Origin of the sequence: Rubrivivax sp. A210 (genome assembly GCF_904426505.1) — a bacterium.
Lineage (GTDB): Bacteria > Pseudomonadota > Gammaproteobacteria > Burkholderiales > Burkholderiaceae_C > Rubrivivax.
Window position 1 is genome coordinate 836,968 of the sequence record NZ_CAJGBN010000001.1, and the last position, 19,188, is coordinate 856,155.

The window sequence follows — 19,188 nt, forward strand, 5'->3', positions numbered from 1 at the left end:
CGGAGCTCATCATTGAAGTTCCAGCCGCGCGACGTTGTCGCGCGTGCGGCTGGCAAGGTCGACCGGCTGGCCGCGAAACATCAGCTGGGTCGTCGCGGCATTGCCGATGGTCAGGCGTATCGGCAGCGCGCCATCAAGGCCCACGCTCTCGCCCGGCTGGACGATGCGCGACAGCAGCAGCTGGCCGCGGGCGTCGCGCACTTCGACCCACGACGGCTCGCTGCAGCGCAGTTGCACGACACCGGCCGGCGCACCGGCGGCCAGGGCCGCCGAAGCGGCCGGCTCGGGCGGCGGCGCCGAGAACACCGTTTCGCCGGCGGGGGGCGGCAGAGCCGCGGCTTGCGACGGTTCGGCGGCCGCAGCGACGGCGGCCCCCGAGGCCGGCGGCTCTGGCGCCACGGCCACCGCACTGGCCGCAAGGGACGGCGCGCTGGCGGGCAAGGCAGCCGGCACCGCAGCCAGGCGCGCGCTCAGCAGGCCAGGCGGCAGCAGGTAGATCACGATGGCCGCCAGCAGCAACGCGCCCGCGGCCCAGACCAGGGGCATCACCGCGCCCACCGAAAAGCCGGGCACGCCGTAGCCGGGGCGCTCGCGGAAGGGCTCGTTGATGTCGCCACCCACGCCTTCCAGCGCCGCCGTGGCGGCGGCCGGCAGGCGGTCGAGCACCGGGCGCGGGTCGATCTTGAGCGTACGGCAGACGGTCTGTGCCAGCGCGCGCACGAAAGTGGCGTCGGGCAGTTCGTGCCAGCGGTCGTGTTCGAGCGCCTCGAGCTTGCGCGGTGCCACCTTGATGGCGGCAGCCAAGGCCGCAATATGCAGCCCTTGGCGCTCGCGGGCGGCGCGCAGCAGTGCGCCCGCGCTCTCGGGCGCGGTAGGTTCAGTCGTCAAATCGGCCACTTTCGAACTGGAAGGTCTCCGAGGCTTGCGGATAGCGCTCGCGCAGCTGTTTGCCCAAATCCTTGAGCGCCTCGAGGTTGCCGACGCGGCGCTCGATGCGCGCCGCCAGCCAAAGGCTTTGCGCCGACATCAGCTCGGGCACGGCATTGATGCGGCGCACATAGAAGCGGGCGCGCTCGAGCTCGCCGCGGCGCATCAGCACATCGGCCAGGTTGTAGGCGGTGACCGGATTGGAGGGGTCGAGCTCGTAGGAGCGCGCCAGCGAGCGCTCGGCCTCGGCCCACTGGGTGGCACGCGCCTGGCAGACACCGCGCGCCAGCAGGGTGCGCGCGCTGTCGCGGTACTGCGGCTGGGCCAGTGCGCGCTCGAACAGCACGTCGGCCTCGGCGTAGCGTTGCTGCTGGCAGAAGTGCCAGGCGTAGTTGTGCAGATGGCCGCCATCCTGCGGCGCCAGCTGGATGGCACGCTGGAAGCTCTCGTCGGCCAGGCGCATATCGCCCATGCCGGCCTGCACCAGGCCGCGCAGCGCATAGGCGTCAGCCAGGTCGGGCTTGGCCGCCAGCGCGGCCTTGATCTCGTCCAGCGCGGTCTTGTACTGGGCGCGGCCGTAGTAGGCGGTGGCCAGCTCGAGGCGGGCCTGGGCGCGGCGCACCGGATCAGGCGGCTCGCTGGGCGTGGCGATCTCGCGGCCGTCGGGGCCTTGCGTAACCGTGGTGCAGGCGGCCAGCACGCCGATCAACAGCCCGGCAAGAACGAAGCGCAGCCCCGTCATCGCGCCGCCCCGGCCACCGCAATGGGGATCAGCTCGCGGCGGCGCGCCAGCCGCGCCGGTGCGCCGGTGCGGTCCTGCACCTCGCCGGCGAGCTGGCCGCAGGCGGCATCGATGTCGTCGCCGCGTGTCTTGCGGATGGTGGTCACGATGCCGGCGTCCTGCAGCACCTGGGCAAAGGCCAGCACGCGCTCGCGCGGCGAGCGCTTCAGGCCCGAGGCCGGGAAGGGGTTGAAGGGGATGAGGTTGAACTTGCAGGGCACGCGGCCGACACGCCGGCTGGCCGGCGCCTGGCCGCTGACCAGCTGCACCAGCTCGTGAGCCAGTTCGGGCGTGTCGTTAACGCCGTCGAGCATGCAGTACTCGAAGGTGACGAAGTCGCGCGGCGCCTTGTCGAGATAGCGCACGCAGGCATCGAGCAGGGCCTCGATGCCGTCTTTGCGGTTGAGCGGCACCAGCGCATCGCGCAGCGCATCGTTGGGTGCGTGCAGCGACACCGCCAGCGCCACCGGGCAGTCTTCGCGCAGGCGGTCGATCATGGTCACCATGCCCGAGGTCGAGACCGTGACGCGGCGGCGCGAGAGGCCGTAGCCGTGGTCGTCGAGCATGGTGCGCAGCGCCGGCACCAGGGCGGCGTAGTTCTGCAGCGGCTCGCCCATGCCCATCATCACCACATTGTCGATGGCGCGCTCGCCCTCGGCCAGACCCAGGCTGCGGCGCAGCCGGTGCTCGGCAAACCAGAGCTGGCCGACGATCTCGCCGGTGGTGAGGTTGCGGCTGAAGCCCTGGTGACCAGTGCTGCAGAAACGGCAACCGACGGCGCAGCCGGCCTGCGAAGAGACGCACAGCGTGCCGCGGTCGGCTTCGGGGATGAACACAGTTTCCACCGCATTGCCGTGGCCGACATCGAACAGCCACTTGGTGGTGCCGTCGGTCGAGACGTGCTCGCTGATCAGCGGCAGCGCGCGCACCTCGGCCACTTCGGCGAGTTTTGTGCGCAGCGACTTGGCGAGGTCGGACATGGCGGCGAAATCGCCGGCGCCCTTCTGGTGGATCCAGCGGTAGAGCTGGGTGGCGCGGAAGCGCTTCTCGCCCAGGCCGTCGCAGAAGGCCGCCAGACCCTCGAGATCGAAGTCGAGCAGATTGGCGGCCACGACAGGCTTAGCGGCTGTAGACGTTCATGCCGGGAAAGAAGAAGGCGATCTCGACCGCCGCCGTCTCGGGCGCGTCGGAGCCATGCACGGCATTGGCGTCGATGCTGTCGGCGAAATCGGCGCGGATCGTGCCCTTCTCGGCCTTCTTGGGGTCGGTGGCACCCATCAGCTCGCGGTTCTTGGCGATGGCGCCTTCGCCTTCGAGGGCCTGGATCATCACCGGGCCCGAGACCATGAAGCCAACCAGGTCCTTGAAGAAGGGACGCGCCTTGTGGACGGCGTAGAAGGCCTCGGCCTCGCCCTGCGACAGGTGGGCCATCTTGGCGGCCACGACCTTGAGGCCGGCGCCTTCAAAGCGGGCGTAGATCTGGCCGATCACATTCTTGGCCACGGCGTCGGGCTTGATGATCGAGAGGGTGCGTTCGATGGCCATGAAAAGTTCTCCTGAAATCAAAGACTTGGCAAAGCCTTTGATTGTAGCGTGGCGGCGCGTCAGCGGCCCCGTCCACCGCGACCGCGGCCGCGCTGGCCACCACCACCACCATTGCCACCATGACCGCCCGAGGGGCCATTGCCGCCGCCCTGGCCGCCCCTTCCACCACCACCACCACCGCCGCCACCACCGCCCTTGCGCCCGCCGCGGCCACCGCCGCCGCCCGCGCCCTTGCGGTGAAAGGCATTGGCGCCGATGTAGCCCACCGAGGTCTTGAGCGGATCGGGGATGGTGGTCGGGTCGGCCGGCTCGTCGCGGCCATGGCCGGCCTTGGCGAAGCGCTTGTCGTAGGTCTGCTGCAGCGGATTGGGAATCGGCCCGTCGTCCGGGATCTCGCGGCGCTGGCTGCGTTCCAGCTGGGCGGCGCGCTTGTCGTAGGTCTGCAGCAGCGGGCTCGGGATCGGGCCGTCCTCCGGGATCTCGCGGCGCTGCTGGCGGTCTAGTTGCAGCGCGCGCTTGTCGAAGGTCTGTTGCAGCGGGTTGGGAATGGCACCGCCCTCGCCGGGCTCCGGCCGCGGGCCGCGCTCGGGCCGCGGGCCGCGGTCGGCGCGCGGGCCTCGCTCGGGCCGCGGACCCCGTTCGGGCTTGGGGCCCCGCTCGGGCCGCGGCCCCCGGTCAGGGCGCGGGCCGCGGTCGGCGGCACGGTCGGGCGCTCGATCCTGGGTGCGTTCCTGGGCGCGATCAGGCGCGCGGTCCGGGCCACGTTCGCCCGCCTCCTTGGCGCCACCCTTGCGGCCGCGGCGGTTGCGGCCACGCCGGGCCGGGCCGGCATCGCCCTCGGCCTCGGCGGCCTGGGCACGCGGCCCGCCGGCCAGACGGCGCAGCGCGCGCAGGTCGTGGTCATCGAGATCGACCCAGACGCCGCGCTTCAAGCCGCGCGGCAGCACCACCGAGCCGTAGCGGATGCGGATCAGGCGGCTCACGGCATGGCCGACGGCATCGAAGAGCTTGCGCACCTCGCGATTGCGGCCCTCGGTGATGACGACGCGGTACCAATGGTTGACGCCCTCGCCGCCACCGTCCTCGATGCTCTTGAAGGCGCAGCGCTGGCCTTCGATCTCCACGCCTTCGAGCAGGCGCGCACGCGCCGCTTCGTCGAGCACGCCGAGCGAGCGCACCGCGTACTCGCGCTCGACGCCGAAGCGCGGGTGCATCAGCTGGTTGGCCAGTTCGCCCGAGTTGGTGAACAGCAGCAGGCCTTCGGTGTTGATATCGAGCCGGCCCACCGATTGCCACTTGCCCTGGGGCAGGCGCGGCAGGCGGCGAAAGACGGTAGGACGCTGCTGCGGATCGTCGTGGCTGACCACCTCACCGGCCGGCTTGTGGTAGGCCAGCACGCGCGGCGGCGGCGGCGCGATGCGGTAGCGCACCGGCTTGCCATCGACCTGGATGCGGTCGCCGAAGGAGATGCGCTGGCCGGTGTGGGCCGGCTCGCCGTTCACGGTGATGCGGCCCTCGACGATCATCTGTTCGAGGTCGCGCCGCGAGCCGACGCCGGCCTGGGCCAGCACCTTGTGCAGCTTGGGCGCGTCGGGCTCGGCGGCCAGCACGCGGCGCGGCGGCAGGGCCGCGGCAGCGCCTTCGGCACCTTCGGCTTGCTCGGCCGCGGGTTCGATGTCGAACGCGCCCGACAGCACCTCGGCGAAGACCTCGGACGGATCGGCCGGTGGCGTGCGCGACGGGGCCGGCTGCGCGGCGTCGGCTGACTCGGCCGCCACATCAGCCTCGGCCGCGTGGCCCTCGCCTTCGGCTCCGTCAGCCGGCAGCGCGCCTTCGCCCTCGCCTTCACGGGCCCGTTCGCCGCCCCGGCGGCCACGGCGGCGGTGGCGGCCGCGGCGGGCACCGCGCTCGTCGGCGCCGACAGCATCGCCTTCAGCCGCGACCGGTTCGGCACCAGGTGCCGCCGCCTCGGCGGCAGGGGCGTCCACCGCAGCCGCCGGGGCGGCGCCAGACACAGGCTCGGCACGAACGGCGGGCGCTGGCTCCGGTTGAGGCGCAGCCTCGGCCGAAGGCGCCATGGCTGCAGGGGCAGGGGCCGCGTCGCCCGCCGCCATCGCGTCGCCGCCATCGGTGACAGCCGCCACGGTCTTGCGCGGCGCCCGCTTGCGCTTGGGCTTGGCCGGTGGCGCGTCGGCAGCGCCCTCCCCGGCCGCCACGGGCAGGTCTTCAGGGGTCACGGAATCGGCTTCGGAAGCGTTCATGGAGGGGTGCCGGTGGCGGTCGGGGGAGCGGTCAGGGTGTCCGCGTCGGCGCTGGGCGCGACCGCGGGAGTGGGTTCGGCGAGGCGTTCGGGCGCGGCTGCCGCGGAAGGGACGGGCGCGGGATCAACCGCGGCCTCGGCTGGAACTTGGCCATCGGGCCCGGCTTCGGCTTCGAGGGCCAAGCTGCCTTGCCCGTCTCCGAGCAGCGTGGGCGCGTCGTCCAGGGCGGCGAAGGCTGCGGGCGTCAGCTCGCTGCCGGGGCCGGATATCTCGGGCAGCTGGTCCAGGCTGGCGAGGCCCAGGTCGTCGAGAAACTGGCGCGTCGTGGCATAGAGCGCCGGCCTGCCCGGGGCCTCGCGGTAGCCGATGGCCTCGATCCAGCCCCGGTCTTCAAGCTGCTTGACGATGTTGCCGCTGACGGTGACACCGCGGATGTCCTCGATGTCGCCGCGCGTCACTGGCTGGCGGTAGGCCACGATGGCCAGGGTCTCGAGCGCCGCGCGGGAATACTTGGGCGGCTTCTCGGGATGCAGGCGGTCGAGATAGACGCGCATTTCGGGCCGGCTCTGGAAGCGCCAGCCGCTGGCCAGCGCCACCAGCTCGACGCCGCGGCCCTGCCAGTCCTGCACCAACTCATCGAGCAGGCGGCGCAGCGTGTCCAGGCCCACCTCGCCCTCGAACAAGGCCTTCATGTCGTGCAGCGGCAGCGGCGCGCTGGCGCAGATCAGCGCCGTCTCGAGGACTCTCTTGGCCTCAGCTGTGTTCATCGAACTGCGTCGGGGGGTAGCCCCCGGTGCACCGGGGGTCTGGGTGAAGCCGGATCGCGCCGGATTCTTCGGGGGTTCGGGCCCCGCGAGGCCAGGGGCCTGAAGGCGCGGGGGGTACGCACGGTCCGGCAGGGCCGGGACGGGGCAGCGGGTCGAACAGGCGCGGCACTCAAAGGCACCAGCAGCACTGCGAATGGCGCATTGTAGCCGTGCAGCCGGCTTGCGCGCCCGGGCAATCCCTGGAATCTCCGCCTCAGCCTGCGCCGCCCGTCACGACGGCCCAGGCGGCGGCGAAATCGGCCGGGGGCGGGCAATCGAAGGCCAGTGCCGCGCCGCTGATCGGGTGGGCCAGGCGCAGCTCGGTGGCGTGCAGGGCCTGGCGCGTGAGGCCCAAAGCCGCACGGCCGCCGTAGACGGCATCGGCCACCAGCGGATGGCCGCGCCAGGCCAGGTGGACGCGGATCTGGTGCGTGCGGCCGCTGTGCAGGGTGCAGCTCAGCGCGCTGATGGCGTCGCGAGCGGCGCGGCATTCGACATCGGTGCGCGCCGGCTTGCCGCCCGCCACCACGGCCATGCGCACGCGCACCTGGGGGTCGCGGCCTATGGGCGCGTCGATGCTGAAGGCGGGCTCGGCCGGAACGCCGTGGGCCAGGGCCAGGTAGCGCCGATGCACCTGGCGCGCCGCGATGGCGCGCACCAGGGCGGTGACGGCCGGCAGCGTCTTGCCGACCATCATCACGCCCGAGGTGTCCTTGTCGAGCCGGTGCACGATGCCGGCGCGTGGCAGGTGAGCGGCGCCCTCGTGATGGGCGAGCAGACCGTTGAGCAGCGTGCCGGACCAGTTGCCCGGCGCCGGATGGACCACCAGGCCGGCCGGCTTGTCCAGCACCAGCAGGTGTTCGTCCTCGTACAGCCGGGCCAGCGCCATGGCCTGCGGGCGGAAGGCGCGGCTTTCCTCGGTGGGCACGAGTTCCAGGCGCAGCAGCTGGCCGGCACGCAGGCGGCGTGAGGCTGTGGAAGAGACGACGCCATCGACCTGCACATGGCCGCGCTCAATCAGGCCTTGCAAATGGCTGCGCGAGAACTCGGGCGCCAGTTCCACGAGACCCAGATCCAGACGCTGGCCATGCTGGGCGGCACCTACGGCCGCACGGCGCAGCTCGGGGGCCGCATCGGGGTCGAACTCAGCGGCCTCGGGTGCCGGGGACGCTGGCGCCACCTCGGCGCCAGGGGGGGCCTCCCTATAATCCGCGGCTCTCCGACCCACCGGCACCTTTCGCGATGACCGTTCAAATGTTGTGGCGCCCTGCGCTGATGGCCCTGCTGGCGCTGACACTGCAGCTCGCGGGCTGCGGCTCCACGCCCAAGGACGAAGGCGCCGCCACGACGGCGGAGCGATTGTACAAAGAGGCCCTGGAGGACATGGAGTCGGGCAGCTACGAGCGCGCCATCAAGTCCTTCGAGCGCGTCGAAGGCCTGGCCGCCGGCTCGCTGCTGGCGCAGCAGGCTCTGCTCAACGCCGCCTACCTGAGCTGGCGCAGCGGCGAGAAGGCGCAAGCGCTGGCCGCGGTCGAGCGCTTCATCAAGCTCAACCCCTCCAGCCCGGCGCTGGACTACGCGCTCTACCTGCGCGGGATCATCAACTTCAACGACAACCTGGGCCTGCTGGGCTCGCTGGCCGGACAGGACTTGGCGGAGCGCGACCAGCGTGCCTCGCGCGATGCCTTCCAGGCCTTCAAGCAGTTGGTCGACCAGTTCCCGGCCTCGGGCTATGCCGCCGACGCGCGCCTGCGCATGGGCCATATCGTCAACACCCTGGCCTCCTACGAGGTGCATGTGGCGCGCTACTACCTGCGCCGCGGCGCCTATGTGGCGGCGGCCAACCGGGCCCAGGGTGCGCTGTCGGAGTTTCCGCAGACGGCCGCGGCCGAAGAGGCGCTGACCATCCTGGTGCAGAGCTACGCCAAGCTCGAGCTCACCGCCCTGCGCGACGACGCCGAGCGCGTGCTGCGCCTGAACTACCCGAACAGCGTCTTCCTGAACGACGGCAAGGTCGCGGGCAGCAAGCCCTGGTGGAAGCTCTGGTAGCCCATTGAAAGCGGCGCGGCGGCGGCCGCGGGCGAGCCGCGCTCAGTGCGCCGCGGCCAGCTCGGCCAGCCAATCCAGCGCCGCGGCCTCGTCGGCCAGGCGCCGCATGGGCGGCAGTGCCGCCAGCAGGCGGCGGCCATAGCGCATCTGCGCCAGCCGCGGGTCGCACAGCACGAGCAGGCCGCGGTCGGTCTCGCTGCGGATCAGGCGCCCGGCGCCCTGCTTGAGCGTCACCGCCGCCTCGGCGACGAAGTATTCGTCGAAGGGATTGCGGCCCTGCTCGCGCAGCTGGCGTACGCGCGCCTCGACCAGCGGGTCGCCGGGCGGTGGAAAGGGCAGCTTGTCGATGAGCACGCACTGCAGCGCGTCGCCCGGCATGTCGATGCCCTCCCAGAAGCTGGCCGAGCCGACCAGCACCGAGCCGCGGCCGTCGCCATAGCGCTGCAGCAGCGCGCGCCGCGGCTCGCTGCCCTGTACCAGCACCGCCAGACCCTGGGCCTCGGCCTGGTCACGCAGGGCCTGGGCCACGCGCGGCAGCACGCGCAGCGTGGTGGTGAGCACGAAGGTGCGTCCGCCCAAGGCGCCGGCGCAGCGCCCGGCCAGGGCGCCGACGGCCTCGGCATGGCCGTCGGCATTGGGCAGCGGCATGCGCGAGGGCACCCAGACGCAGGCCTGGCGCGCATAGTCGAAGGGGCTGCCGACGCGCAGCTTGGCCGCGTCTTCCAGGCCGCAGGCGCCTGAAAACCACGACAGCGCCTCGTCGTCGCCCAGCGTCGCCGAGGTGAAGATCCAGGCCTTGGGCGCCTTCTCGCGCTGCTCGGTAAGCATGTCACGGATGTCCAGCGGCGATTCGACCAGGCGCGCCTGCTGCGGCGAGAGATCGATCCAGCGCACGCGCCCGGCATCGGCTGCGACGCCGAACTGCGCCGCCAATGCCGCCAGCGTGGCGGCACGCTGTTCGAGCTTGGGAAAATCGGGCGCCGCCTCGGCCACACCGGCCAGCGCCTCGGCCGCGGCGCGCGCCGCTGCCACCAGATCCTGCAGCGGCGCGGACAGGCCCTCGGCGCATTCCTCCCAGCGCCGCTTGAGCATGCCGCGCGGCTCGCGCATCTCGCCGGCTGCGGCCAGGCGCAGCTGGCGCGCCGCCTGCTCGATGCCGGCCTGCAGCTCGGCCCAGGGCTGCAGGCCGCGGGCGTGCTGCAGGCCGGCCGCCAACAGGTCGCGACCGAGCTCCAGCGCCTGGCCGGTGGCCAGCGTGGTGCCGAGAAACTGGATGCCAGCCTCGGCCAGCTGGTGGGCCTCATCGAAGACCGCGGCGTCCACCGTGGGCAGCAGTTCGGCGACGCCACTGTCGCGCAGCGCCAGGTCGGCAAAGAAGAGGTGGTGATTGACGACCACCAGGTCGGCGGCCATGGCCTCGCGCCGCGCCTGGTTGACGTGGCAGGCGCGGTGCTCCGGGCATTCGGTGCCGAGGCAGTTGTCGCGCGTCGAGGTGACGAGCGGAATCACCGGCGAGCGCTCGTCCAGGCCCTCGATCTCGGCCAGGTCACCGCTCTTCGTGGCCTGCGCCCAGACCTGCACGCGATGCAGTGCGCGCACGGCAAAGCGGTCGGGCAGATGGGCCTCGGTCTCGGCCTGCTGCAGCCGCCAGCGGCAGAGGTAGCTGGCGCGGCCCTTGAGCAGGGCCATGCGCACCGGCACGCCCAGGGCCTCGCGCAGGCGCGGCAGGTCGCGCAGGAAGAGCTGGTCTTGCAGGCTCTTGGTGGCGGTGCTGACCAGGGCGCGCCGGCCCGATAGCAGCAGCGGCACCAGGTAGGCAAAGGTCTTGCCGACGCCGGTGCCGGCTTCGGCCACCAGGGCCTCGCGCTGCTCGACCGCCTGCGCCACGCGCGCCGCCAGCTCGTCCTGCTGGGGCCGTGGCATGAAGCCTGGTTCGGCACGCGCGAGGGGGCCGTCGACGGCAAAGGCCCGGGCCACGGCCGCGGCGAGCGCGGCAGCGCTGTCACTCACGCCGGCTCGGGCGGATCGAGCTCGCACTCGAGCCGGGCGATCTGGTCGCGCAGGGCCAGGCGGCGCTTCTTCAGGCGGCGCAGCGTGATCTCGTCGGCCGGGCGGTCGAGCATGTTGCGGTCGATGAGTTCGTCGAGATCGGCGTGTTCGATGCGCAACTCGATGAGGCGGCGCTGCGGGGAATGCAGGTTCTCGTCCATTGCTGCACGAAGGGGGGTCTGCGGCGAGTTTATATTCGTCGCCATGCCACCCGTCGCTCCGTCCTTCCGTTTCAGTGCGGCCACCGGCCTGCACAAGGGTGATCGCGCCTACCAGCAGGACCAGGTCGAGATCATCGTCCATCCCAAGGCGCAGGGCGCGGTGCTGGGCATCGTGGCCGACGGCATGGGCGGCAAGAGCGGCGGCCGCAAGGCGGCCGACCAGGTGATGCTGACCGCGCGCCAGATCTTCGAGCGCTTCGTGCCCAGCGAGGACGACGCCGGGCTGCTGCTCAAGCAACTGGTGACCGAATCGCACCTGATGATCAAGCTCACCGCCATCACTGCGGAAGAAGAGCCGCACAGCACGGTGGCGGCCTTCTACATCGGGCCTCATCTCGACTGCGACATCGTCCACGCCGGCGATTCGCGTGTCTACCACTACCGCGGCACCGAGATGATGCGCCGCACCATCGACCATTCCTTCGTGCAGCGCCTGGTCGACGAAGGCAAGATCAGCGAAGAGGCCGCCAACACCCACCCGCAGTCCAACCTGCTGACAGGCTGCCTGGGCACCCATGCCGAGCCGCCGGTGGCGCTGTGGCACATCGACAGGCTCGAGTTCGGCGACACCCTGCTGGCCTGCAGCGACGGCCTGTGGCACTACTTCACGCCCAAGGAAATGGGCGCCATCCTGCACGCCCTGCCCCCGCGCGAGGCCGGCGAGATGCTGATCAGCAAGGCACGCCAGCGTGCCCGCGGGGGCGGCGACAACCTCTCACTGGCCTTGGCGCGGGTCGATCCGCTGCGCTGAAACTCAACGCGGTGCCGAGGCCGGCACCTGCACCGTGGGCAAGGCCTGCGGCTTCTTGCCCCGTGCCGCCTGCTCGGCCAGACGACGGGCGATGCGCGCCTGGGTCTGACGCGCCTCTTCGCGGCGGCGCTCGGCTGCGCGCGCCCGCTCGGCTGCCGCGGCGGCCTGGGCTGCGGCGTGGTCGCGCAACTTCACCTGAGGCCTTTCGGCATGGGGCGCGGCCGATGCGGCCACGCCGGGTGCCGGGATGGGCAACAGGGTGGGTGCGGAGCCGGCGGGCGGGCGCGTGGCGGCGGCGGCCTGCTTGGCGGCGATGGCCTCGCGGCGCTGCTGGGCGCGCCGCTGGCGCTCGGCCTCGTCGATGCGCAGTTCGCGGTCGCGCAGCGGCGCCAGTTCGGTGCGCTTGCGCGCCTTGGCCTCGTCCATGCAGGCGGTGACGGCAAAGCGCTGGGCGCACTCGCGCACAGCCGCGGCATGGCGCTCTTTCACGACGCTGCGCTCCTCGGCGATGCGGGCGCGGCCGTCGTCGTCTGCGATCGCCCCCGATGCAGCCGTGACGGCCAGCAGCGCGGCCAGCTGCAGCAGCACAGACCTGTTCATCAGGTGAGCGAGGTGTCGACCTCGCGCCGAGCGCGCGCCAGGTACTCGGTCGACTGCATCTCGTGCAGGCGCGAGGCGGTGCGCGGAAACTCGTGCGCCAGCGGGCCTTCGGTATACAGGTCATCGGCCGGCGCCGCAGCCGACATCACCAGCTTGACGTTGCGGTCGTAGAGCACGTCGACCAGCCAGGTAAAGCGGCGAGCCTCGCTGGCCATGCGCGGTGACATCGCGGGCACGTCCGAGAGCAGCACGGTGTGGAACTGGGTCGCGATCTCGAGGTAGTCGTTCTGCGAACGCGGCCCGCCGCAGAGGATGCGGAAATCGAACCAGACGACACCACCGGCGCGGCGCAAGGACTGCAGGCTGCGATGTTCGATCTGCAGCACCGGGTCTTCGTCGCGCGCCTCGGCCAGCTCGTCGAAGGCCTGGGCCAGTGCCGCATCGGCCGCGGCGTCCAGCGGCCAGTGGTACATGCGGATGTGCTCGAGCGTGCGCTGGCGGTAGTCGGTGCCGGCATCGACGTTGACGACCTCGAGGTGCAGCTTGAGCAGCGCAATGGCGGGCAGGATGCGGTCGCGGTGCAGGCCGTTGGGATAGAGCGCGTCGGGCTCGAAATTGCTGGTCGTGACGATGCTCACGCGATTGGCGAACAGCGCCTCGAGCAGGCGGTGCAGGATCATCGCGTCGGTCACGTCGGAGACGTGGAACTCGTCGAAGCAGATCAGGCGGAAGCGCCGCGCGATGCGCTTGCCCAGTTCATCCAGCGGGTTGACCGTGCCCTTGAGATCCTGCAGCTCGCGGTGGACCTCGCGCATGAACTCGTGGAAATGCAGCCGCGTCTTGCGCGTGAGCGGCACGGCGCGGAAAAAGCAGTCCATCAGGAAGCTTTTTCCCCGCCCCACCCCGCCGTGCATGTAGACACCGCGCGGTATGGGCGGGCGCACCAGCAGCTTGGCCAGCGCATTGCGCCGGCGTGCCTTGTAGTCGGCCCACTCGCTCTCACAGCGCTCGAGCGCGACCACGGCGCCCAGTTGCGCCGGGTCGCTCTTGTAGCCGCGCTCGGCGAGCGTGGCCTGGTAGAGCTCCCGGACCGTCACGCGCGCTGGAAGTTAGAAGTTCAGCGTGCGCTTGTCGACGGCCAGCGCGGCTTCCTTGGTGGCTTCCGAGAGCGACGGGTGGGCGTGGCAGATACGGGCGATGTCCTCGCTGCTGGCCTTGAACTCCATCGCCACCACGGCCTCGGAGATCAGTTCGCTGGCCAGCGGGCCAACGATGTGAACGCCCAGAATCTCGTCGGTCTTGGCATCGGCCAGGAACTTGACCATGCCGGTCGTGTCACCCAGCGCACGCGCTCGGCCGTTGGCCAGGAAGGGGAAGGTGCCGGCCTTGTAGGCGGCGCCGCGCGCCTTGAGCTGCTGCTCGGTCTCGCCCACCCAGGCGATCTCGGGGCTGGTGTAGATGACCCAGGGGATGGTGTTGAAGTTGACGTGCCCGTGCTGGCCGGCAATGCGCTCAGCCACGGCCACACCTTCTTCCTCGGCCTTGTGCGCCAGCATCGGGCCGCGCACCACGTCGCCCACCGCCCACACGCCAGGCAGGTTGGTGCGGCACTCGTCGTCGACGACGATGCAGCCGCGCTCGTCGAGCTTCAGGCCCACGGCCTCGGCATTCAGGCCGGCCGTGTTGGGCACGCGGCCGATGCTGACGATGAGCTTGTCCACCGCCAACGTCTGCGCCTGGCCCTTGGCATCGGTGTAGGCAACGCTGACGCCTGCATCCGAGTTCTTGACCTCGTCGACCTTGACGCCGAGGTTGATCTTCAGGCCCTGCTTGGTGAAGGACTTGAGCGCCTCCTTGGCGATCTGCTCGTCAACCGCGCCCAGGAAGGTGGGCAGGGCCTCGAGCACGGTGACCTCGGCGCCCAGGCGGCGCCAGACCGAGCCCATTTCCAGGCCGATGACGCCGCTGCCGATCAGGCCCAGCTTCTTGGGCACGGCGGAGAGCGCCAACGCGCCGTTGTTGCTGAGGATGTTGACCTCGTCGAAGGGCGCGCCCGGCAGCGCACGCGCGTTCGAGCCGGTGGCCACGATGACCTGCTTGCCCTTCAGCACCTCGTCGCCGGCGGCGATCTCGTAGCCGCCGTCGGCGGCCTTGACGAACGAAGCCTTGGCCGAGAAGAAGGCGACCTTGTTCTTCTTGAACAGGTAGAGGATGCCTTCGTTGTTCTGCTTGACCACGTTGTCCTTGCGGGACAGCATCTTCTTCACGTCGATGCTGAGGTTGTCGAGGCCGATGCCGTGGTCGGCAAAGGCGTGCGCCGCATGGTGGTAGTGCTCGCTGCTCTGCAGCAGGGCCTTGCTCGGGATGCAGCCGACGTTGGTGCAGGTGCCGCCGGGCGCGGGGTCGCCCTTCTCGTTCTTCCACTTGTCGATGCAGGCCACGCTAAAGCCCAGCTGGGCGGCGCGGATGGCAGCGATGTAGCCGCCGGGGCCGGCGCCGATGACGATGACGTCGAATTGCTTGGTGCTCATGATTGACTTTCGGATGTGATGAAGTCGGTCGGATTCCGTCGCGAGCGGCCCGAGCACGGGTCGAGCAGCGCAGCCGTACACCCGTACGGCGAGCAGCGCAGGCCCGCGATCGGGCCGCGCAGCAGGAAGACGGCCGGCTTCAGATGTCGAACAGCAGGCGCGCGGGGTCTTCCAGCGCTTCCTTCATCGTCACCAGGCCCAGCACGGCTTCGCGGCCGTCGATGATGCGGTGGTCGTAGCTCATCGCCAGGTAATTGATCGGGCGCACCACGACCTGGCCGTTCTCGACCATGGCGCGGTCCTTGGTGGCGTGTACGCCCAGGATGGCCGATTGCGGCGGGTTGATGATGGGCGTGCTCAGCATGGAGCCAAAGGTGCCGCCATTGCTGATGGAGAAGGTGCCGCCGGTCAGCTCGTCGATGCCGAGCTTGCCGTCCTTGGCCTTCTGGCCGAACTCAGCGATCTTCTTCTCGATGTCGGCGAAGCTCATCTGGTCGGCATTGCGGATCACTGGCACCACCAGGCCGCGCGGTGAACCGACCGCGATGCCGATGTCGAAATAGCCGTGGTAGACGATGTCGTTGCCGTCGACGCTGGCATTGATGACCGGGTACTTCTTGAGCGCGGCCACGGCGGCCTTGACGAAGAAGCTCATGAAGCCGAGCTTGACGCCGTGTTCCTTCTCGAACTTGTCCTGGAACTTCTTGCGCATCTCCATCACCGGGGCCATGTTCACTTCGTTGAACGTGGTCAGGATGGCGTTGGTAGATTGCGACTGCACCAGGCGCTCGGCGATGCGGGCACGCAGGCGCGACATCGGCACGCGCTGCTCGGGGCGGTCACCCAGGTTGGCGGCCGAGGGCGGCGCGGCCACGGCCGGCAGCGGCCTGGCCACCGCGGCAGAGACGGGCGCGGCCACCGGCGCGGCCGGCTTGGGCGCGGCGGCACCGCCAGCGATGGCACCCAGCACGTCGCCCTTGGTGACGCGGCCGTCGCGGCCGGTGCCGGGCACCGAACCGGCGGCCAGCGCGTTGTCGGCCATCAGCTTGGCGGCGGCGGGCATGGCCACGCCGGCCTTGCCGGTGCCGGCGGGGGCAGCAGCAGCGGCGGGCGCGGCAGCGGCTGCAGCCGGCGCAGCGGCGGGCGCGGGCGCCGCAGCGCCGGCGGTGGCCGTGGTGTCGATACGGGCGATCAGCTGCTCGGCAGTGACGGTGCTGCCGTCGGCTTCGACCAGCTCGACCAGCACGCCGGCAGCGGGCGCCGGCACTTCCAGCACCACCTTGTCGGTCTCGACCTCGATGAGGATCTCATCGATTGCCACGGCATCGCCGGGCTTCTTCTTCCACTGCAGCAGGGTGGCCTCGGCCACCGATTCGGACAGTTGCGGAACCTTGACTTCAACGATTGCCATGATCTATCTCAGCGTGTGTTGTGTTGTGCCCGCGTGCCGGGCGGCGCCTGCAGAGGCGCGCGCACCGGCCCGCTCGATCAAGCCCAAGAAGGCCGATCTCACTTGGAAAGGACGAAGCCCTTGAGCTTGCCGAAGGCCTGCTCGAGCAGCGCCTTCTGCTGCTCCTGGTGCAGATGCGAATAGCCCACGGCCGGCGAGGCCGAGGCCGGGCGGCCGGCGTAGCCGAGCTTCTGGCCTTCGAGCAGGTTCTCGTGTACGTAATGCTGCACGAAGAACCAGGCGCCCTGGTTCTGCGGCTCGTCCTGGCACCACACAACCTCGGTGGCGTTGGGGAAGCGCTTCATCTCGGCGGCGAAGGCCTTGTGCGGGAAGGGATAGAGCTGCTCGACGCGCACGATGGCGACGTCGCTGGCCTTGCGCTCCTCGCGCTTGCGCATCAGGTCGTAGGCGACCTTGCCCGAGCAGCAGATGACGCGCTTGACCTTGTCGCCCTCGATGTCGCGCGCCGGGCCGATCACGGTGCGGAACTCGCCCTTGGTGAACTCGGTCAGCGGGCTGGTGGCGTCCTTGGCACGCAGCAGGCTCTTCGGGGTGAAGATGACCAGCGGCTTGCGGAACTGGCGCACCATCTGGCGGCGCAGCAGGTGGAAGATCTGGCTCGCGCTGGTGGGCTGGACGACCTGCATGTTGTTGTCGGCGGCCAGTTGCATGAAGCGCTCGATGCGCGCCGAGCTGTGCTCGGGGCCCTGCCCTTCGTAGCCGTGCGGCAGCATCATCGTGAGGCCGTTGACGCGACCCCACTTGACCTCGCCGCTGGCGATGAACTGGTCGATCACGACCTGGGCGCCGTTGACGAAGTCACCGAACTGGCCTTCCCAGATGGTCAGCGTGTTGGGCTCGGCGCTGGAATAGCCGTACTCGAAGCCGAGCACCGCCTCCTCGGACAGCAGCGAGTCGATCACGACATAGGGCGCCTGGCCATCGGCCACATGCTGCAGCGGCACATAGGTGCCCTCGTCCCACTTCTCACGGTTCTGGTCGTGCAGCACGGCGTGGCGGTGGGTGAAGGTGCCACGGCCGCAGTCCTCGCCCGAAAGGCGCACGCCATAGCCGCTGGCCACCAGCGAGGCATAGGCCAGGGTCTCGCCCATGCCCCAGTCGACATTGATCTCGCCGCGGCCCATGGCGGCGCGGTCGGCCAGCACCTTCTCGACCAGCGGGTGAACCTTGAAGTTGGCGGGCAGCGTGGTCAGGCGCTCGGCCAGGCGCTTGACCTCGGCCAGCGGCAGCGCGGTGTCGGCGCTGTCGGTCCACTTCTTGTTGAGGAAGGGCGCCCAATCGACCGCGTACTTGCTCTTGAAGTTGGTCAGCACCGGGTCGGACGTGTGGCGGCCCTCGTCCATCGCGGCGCGGAATTCCTTGACCATGCCGTCCGGGCTGTCGGGCCCGTCGGCATTCAGCACGCCCTGGGTGACCAGCTTTTCGCCGTACAGCTTGCGCGTGCCGGGGTGCTTGGAAATCACCTTGTACATCAGCGGCTGCGTCAGGCTGGGCGTGTCCTGCTCGTTGTGGCCCAGCTTGCGGAAGCAGACGATGTCGACCACCACGTCCTTCATGAACTGCTGGCGGTAGTCCATCGCGAGCTGGGTACACAGCACGACGGCCTCGGGATCGTCGCCGTTCACATGCAGCACCGGTGCCTCGATCATCTTGACGACGTCGGTGCAGTACAGCGTGCTGCGGGTGTCGCGCGGATCGCTGGTGGTGAAGCCGATCTGGTTGTTGACCACCAGGTGAACCGTGCCGCCGGTGAAGTAGCCGCGCGTTTGCGCCAGCGCCAGCGTCTCCATCACGACGCCCTGGCCCGCAAAGGCGGCGTCGCCGTGTACCAGCACCGGCAGCACCTGGGCGCCGGTCTTGTCGCCGCGGCGGTCCATGCGCGCCTTGACGCTGCCCTCGACCACCGGGTTGACGATCTCGAGGTGGCTGGGGTTGAAGGCCAGGCTCAGGTGCACCGGGCCGCCAGGGGTGGTCACGTCGCTGGAAAAGCCCTGGTGGTACTTGACGTCACCCGAGGGCAGGGCCTCGGGCGCCGTGTGGTCGAACTCGGCGAAGAGGTCGGCCGGCATCTTGCCCAGGGTGTTGACGAGCACGTTCAGGCGGCCGCGGTGGGCCATGCCGATGACGATCTCCTGCACGCCCTTGGCACCGGCGCGCTGCACCAGTTCGTCCATGCTGGCGATGAAGCTCTCGCCACCTTCGAGCGAGAAGCGCTTCTGGCCGACGTACTTGGTGTGCAGGTAGCGCTCGAGGCCTTCGCCGGCGGTCAGGCGGTCGAGGATGTGCTTCTTGGTCTCGGCGGTGAAGCTGGGCTTGCTGCGGATGGACTCGAGTCGCTCCTGCCACCAGCGCTTCTCGGCAGGATCCATGCAGTGCATGAACTCGGCGCCGATGGTGCCGCAATAGGTTTCGCGCAGCGCCTGCACGATCTCGCGCAGGCTCATGTTCTCGGTCTTGCCGAAATACGTGTTGGCGGCCGAGAAGGTGATGTCCATGTCCGACTCGGACAGGTCGTAGAAGGCCGGTTCGAGTTCGGGAATCTTGGGGCGCTCGGTGCGCTTGAGCGGGTCGAGGTCGGCCCAGCGGCTGCCCAGATTGCGGTAGGCCGCGATCAGGCTCTGGACGTGGACCTGCTTGCGTGCGACGGCCAGGTCGGTGGCGCTGGCCTTGAGGGCGAAGGCGTTGGCCTTGGCGCGCTGGGCGAAGGATTCGACCACCGGCGCGTGCGCGACATCGCGCGCTTCGCTGCCGTCGGTGGCAGGCACATGCTGCAGGTTGTCGAAGTAGGCGCGCCAGTTGTCGGGCACGCTGCCGGGGTTGTCGAGGTAGGCCTCGTACAACTCCTCGACGTAGGGCGCATTGCCCCCGAACAGGTACGAGTTGGACCTGTATTGCTGCATCATCTCTCGCTCACCTTTCGCCCTGGTTTCCAAGGCTCCGATGGGTTGACCAACCTTCCGCGTCCCGGCTTCACCGGTTGGCGGACTAGCGACCCGGCTTGCTGCTTGTCTCGGGCGGCAAGGGGACGGGAAGGGACTTTTTTGCTCCGGCGCGGACTCTAACACTGTGTCTCACCGGGCCTGTTGCATGCATTGGACACTGCCAACCCTTGTGTTTTGCTGACAAGCGCCGGCCTTGTGGCCGCCTTGTTGCGAGCTTGATGTCGACCTTCCTCCGGCCCCGGCCATCGTGCAGC

The 19,188-nt window shown here is 70.1% G+C and carries 16 protein-coding genes; 2 read left to right on the forward strand and 14 right to left on the reverse strand.

The annotated features are described in order from the left end of the window. Positions 1 to 9: 9 nt before the first annotated feature. The 7 genes from JMV16_RS03610 to JMV16_RS03640 form a co-directional block, all read right to left on the reverse strand. Positions 10 to 897: a helix-turn-helix domain-containing protein gene (locus tag JMV16_RS03610; protein WP_411565006.1), complete on the reverse strand. Its 888-nt coding sequence runs from the start codon at positions 895 to 897 to the stop codon at positions 10 to 12. Then, a complete protein-coding gene (gene pilW / locus JMV16_RS03615; RefSeq protein WP_201492763.1) occupies positions 878 to 1,669 on the reverse strand; it encodes a type IV pilus biogenesis/stability protein PilW in 792 nt (263 codons plus the stop codon). Before pilW ends, JMV16_RS03610 begins: the two co-directional genes overlap by 20 nt. Then, entirely contained in the window at positions 1,666 to 2,820 is a 1,155-nt protein-coding gene (rlmN, locus tag JMV16_RS03620; protein WP_201492764.1) for a 23S rRNA (adenine(2503)-C(2))-methyltransferase RlmN, read from the reverse strand. Before rlmN ends, pilW begins: the two co-directional genes overlap by 4 nt. 7 nt (positions 2,821 to 2,827) lie before the next feature. Then, positions 2,828 to 3,253 (reverse strand): nucleoside-diphosphate kinase, encoded by a 426-nt coding sequence (gene ndk, locus JMV16_RS03625; RefSeq protein WP_201492765.1) that lies wholly within the window; start codon positions 3,251 to 3,253, stop codon positions 2,828 to 2,830. A gap of 59 nt (positions 3,254 to 3,312) precedes the next feature. Continuing rightward, a complete protein-coding gene (locus JMV16_RS03630) occupies positions 3,313 to 5,514 on the reverse strand; it encodes a pseudouridine synthase (RefSeq protein ID WP_201492766.1) in 2,202 nt (733 codons plus the stop codon). After that, on the reverse strand, positions 5,511 to 6,281 hold the full coding sequence (gene scpB, locus JMV16_RS03635; protein WP_201492767.1) for an SMC-Scp complex subunit ScpB: 771 nt from the start codon (positions 6,279 to 6,281) through the stop codon (positions 5,511 to 5,513). Before scpB ends, JMV16_RS03630 begins: the two co-directional genes overlap by 4 nt. A 253-nt stretch (positions 6,282 to 6,534) precedes the next feature. Next, a complete protein-coding gene (locus tag JMV16_RS03640) occupies positions 6,535 to 7,500 on the reverse strand; it encodes an RluA family pseudouridine synthase (RefSeq protein WP_201492768.1) in 966 nt (321 codons plus the stop codon). 74 nt (positions 7,501 to 7,574) lie between these two features. Here JMV16_RS03640 and JMV16_RS03645 point away from each other — a divergent pair, with 74 nt between their 5' ends. After that, positions 7,575 to 8,369 carry an outer membrane protein assembly factor BamD gene (locus tag JMV16_RS03645; protein ID WP_201492769.1) on the forward strand — a complete coding sequence of 265 codons (795 nt, stop codon included), beginning with the start codon at positions 7,575 to 7,577 and terminating at the stop codon, positions 8,367 to 8,369. A gap of 42 nt (positions 8,370 to 8,411) precedes the next feature. Here JMV16_RS03645 and JMV16_RS03650 read toward each other — a convergent pair whose 3' ends face one another. Both JMV16_RS03650 and JMV16_RS03655 read right to left on the reverse strand, forming a co-directional pair. Further along, positions 8,412 to 10,292 carry an ATP-dependent DNA helicase gene (locus tag JMV16_RS03650; protein WP_201492837.1) on the reverse strand — a complete coding sequence of 627 codons (1,881 nt, stop codon included), beginning with the start codon at positions 10,290 to 10,292 and terminating at the stop codon, positions 8,412 to 8,414. An 83-nt stretch (positions 10,293 to 10,375) separates the two neighbouring features. Then, on the reverse strand, positions 10,376 to 10,579 hold the full coding sequence (locus tag JMV16_RS03655; RefSeq protein WP_201492770.1) for a YdcH family protein: 204 nt from the start codon (positions 10,577 to 10,579) through the stop codon (positions 10,376 to 10,378). A 43-nt stretch (positions 10,580 to 10,622) separates the two neighbouring features. Between JMV16_RS03655 and JMV16_RS03660 the strand changes: the two genes are divergently transcribed. After that, positions 10,623 to 11,390: a PP2C family protein-serine/threonine phosphatase gene (locus JMV16_RS03660; protein ID WP_201492771.1), complete on the forward strand. Its 768-nt coding sequence runs from the start codon at positions 10,623 to 10,625 to the stop codon at positions 11,388 to 11,390. A gap of 3 nt (positions 11,391 to 11,393) precedes the next feature. On the opposite strand, the gene JMV16_RS03665 is transcribed toward JMV16_RS03660, so the two are convergent. The 5 genes from JMV16_RS03665 to JMV16_RS03685 form a co-directional block, all read right to left on the reverse strand. After that, positions 11,394 to 11,990 carry a hypothetical protein gene (locus JMV16_RS03665; protein WP_201492772.1) on the reverse strand — a complete coding sequence of 199 codons (597 nt, stop codon included), beginning with the start codon at positions 11,988 to 11,990 and terminating at the stop codon, positions 11,394 to 11,396. Further along, positions 11,990 to 13,087: a cell division protein ZapE gene (gene zapE / locus JMV16_RS03670; RefSeq protein WP_201492773.1), complete on the reverse strand. Its 1,098-nt coding sequence runs from the start codon at positions 13,085 to 13,087 to the stop codon at positions 11,990 to 11,992. The genes JMV16_RS03665 and zapE overlap by 1 nt, the downstream gene beginning before the upstream one ends. 12 nt (positions 13,088 to 13,099) lie before the next feature. Continuing rightward, on the reverse strand, positions 13,100 to 14,521 hold the full coding sequence (lpdA, locus tag JMV16_RS03675) for a dihydrolipoyl dehydrogenase (RefSeq protein ID WP_201492774.1): 1,422 nt from the start codon (positions 14,519 to 14,521) through the stop codon (positions 13,100 to 13,102). A 139-nt stretch (positions 14,522 to 14,660) separates the two neighbouring features. Then, positions 14,661 to 15,932, reverse strand: a complete 1,272-nt coding sequence (odhB, locus tag JMV16_RS03680; RefSeq protein WP_201492775.1) for a 2-oxoglutarate dehydrogenase complex dihydrolipoyllysine-residue succinyltransferase — start codon at positions 15,930 to 15,932, stop codon at positions 14,661 to 14,663. A 98-nt stretch (positions 15,933 to 16,030) separates the two neighbouring features. Beyond that, positions 16,031 to 18,895 (reverse strand): 2-oxoglutarate dehydrogenase E1 component, encoded by a 2,865-nt coding sequence (locus tag JMV16_RS03685; protein ID WP_201492776.1) that lies wholly within the window; start codon positions 18,893 to 18,895, stop codon positions 16,031 to 16,033. Positions 18,896 to 19,188 lie beyond the last annotated feature (293 nt).

What these genes read in the sequence shown, in the direction of transcription:
- pilW (WP_201492763.1), bottom strand. Translation starts at nt 1,669, where the DNA reads ATGACGGGGCTGCGCTTCGTTCTTGCCGGGCTGTTGATCGGCGTGCTG.
- ndk (WP_201492765.1), bottom strand. Translation starts at nt 3,253, where the DNA reads ATGGCCATCGAACGCACCCTCTCGATCATCAAGCCCGACGCCGTGGCC.
- JMV16_RS03630 (WP_201492766.1), bottom strand. Translation starts at nt 5,514, where the DNA reads ATGAACGCTTCCGAAGCCGATTCCGTGACCCCTGAAGACCTGCCCGTG.
- scpB (WP_201492767.1), bottom strand. Translation starts at nt 6,281, where the DNA reads ATGAACACAGCTGAGGCCAAGAGAGTCCTCGAGACGGCGCTGATCTGC.
- JMV16_RS03645 (WP_201492769.1), top strand. Translation starts at nt 7,575, where the DNA reads ATGTTGTGGCGCCCTGCGCTGATGGCCCTGCTGGCGCTGACACTGCAG.
- JMV16_RS03650 (WP_201492837.1), bottom strand. Translation starts at nt 10,292, where the DNA reads ATGCCACGGCCCCAGCAGGACGAGCTGGCGGCGCGCGTGGCGCAGGCG.
- JMV16_RS03655 (WP_201492770.1), bottom strand. Translation starts at nt 10,579, where the DNA reads ATGGACGAGAACCTGCATTCCCCGCAGCGCCGCCTCATCGAGTTGCGC.
- JMV16_RS03660 (WP_201492771.1), top strand. Translation starts at nt 10,623, where the DNA reads ATGCCACCCGTCGCTCCGTCCTTCCGTTTCAGTGCGGCCACCGGCCTG.
- JMV16_RS03665 (WP_201492772.1), bottom strand. Translation starts at nt 11,990, where the DNA reads ATGAACAGGTCTGTGCTGCTGCAGCTGGCCGCGCTGCTGGCCGTCACG.
- lpdA (WP_201492774.1), bottom strand. Translation starts at nt 14,521, where the DNA reads ATGAGCACCAAGCAATTCGACGTCATCGTCATCGGCGCCGGCCCCGGC.
- odhB (WP_201492775.1), bottom strand. Translation starts at nt 15,932, where the DNA reads ATGGCAATCGTTGAAGTCAAGGTTCCGCAACTGTCCGAATCGGTGGCC.
- JMV16_RS03685 (WP_201492776.1), bottom strand. Translation starts at nt 18,895, where the DNA reads ATGATGCAGCAATACAGGTCCAACTCGTACCTGTTCGGGGGCAATGCG.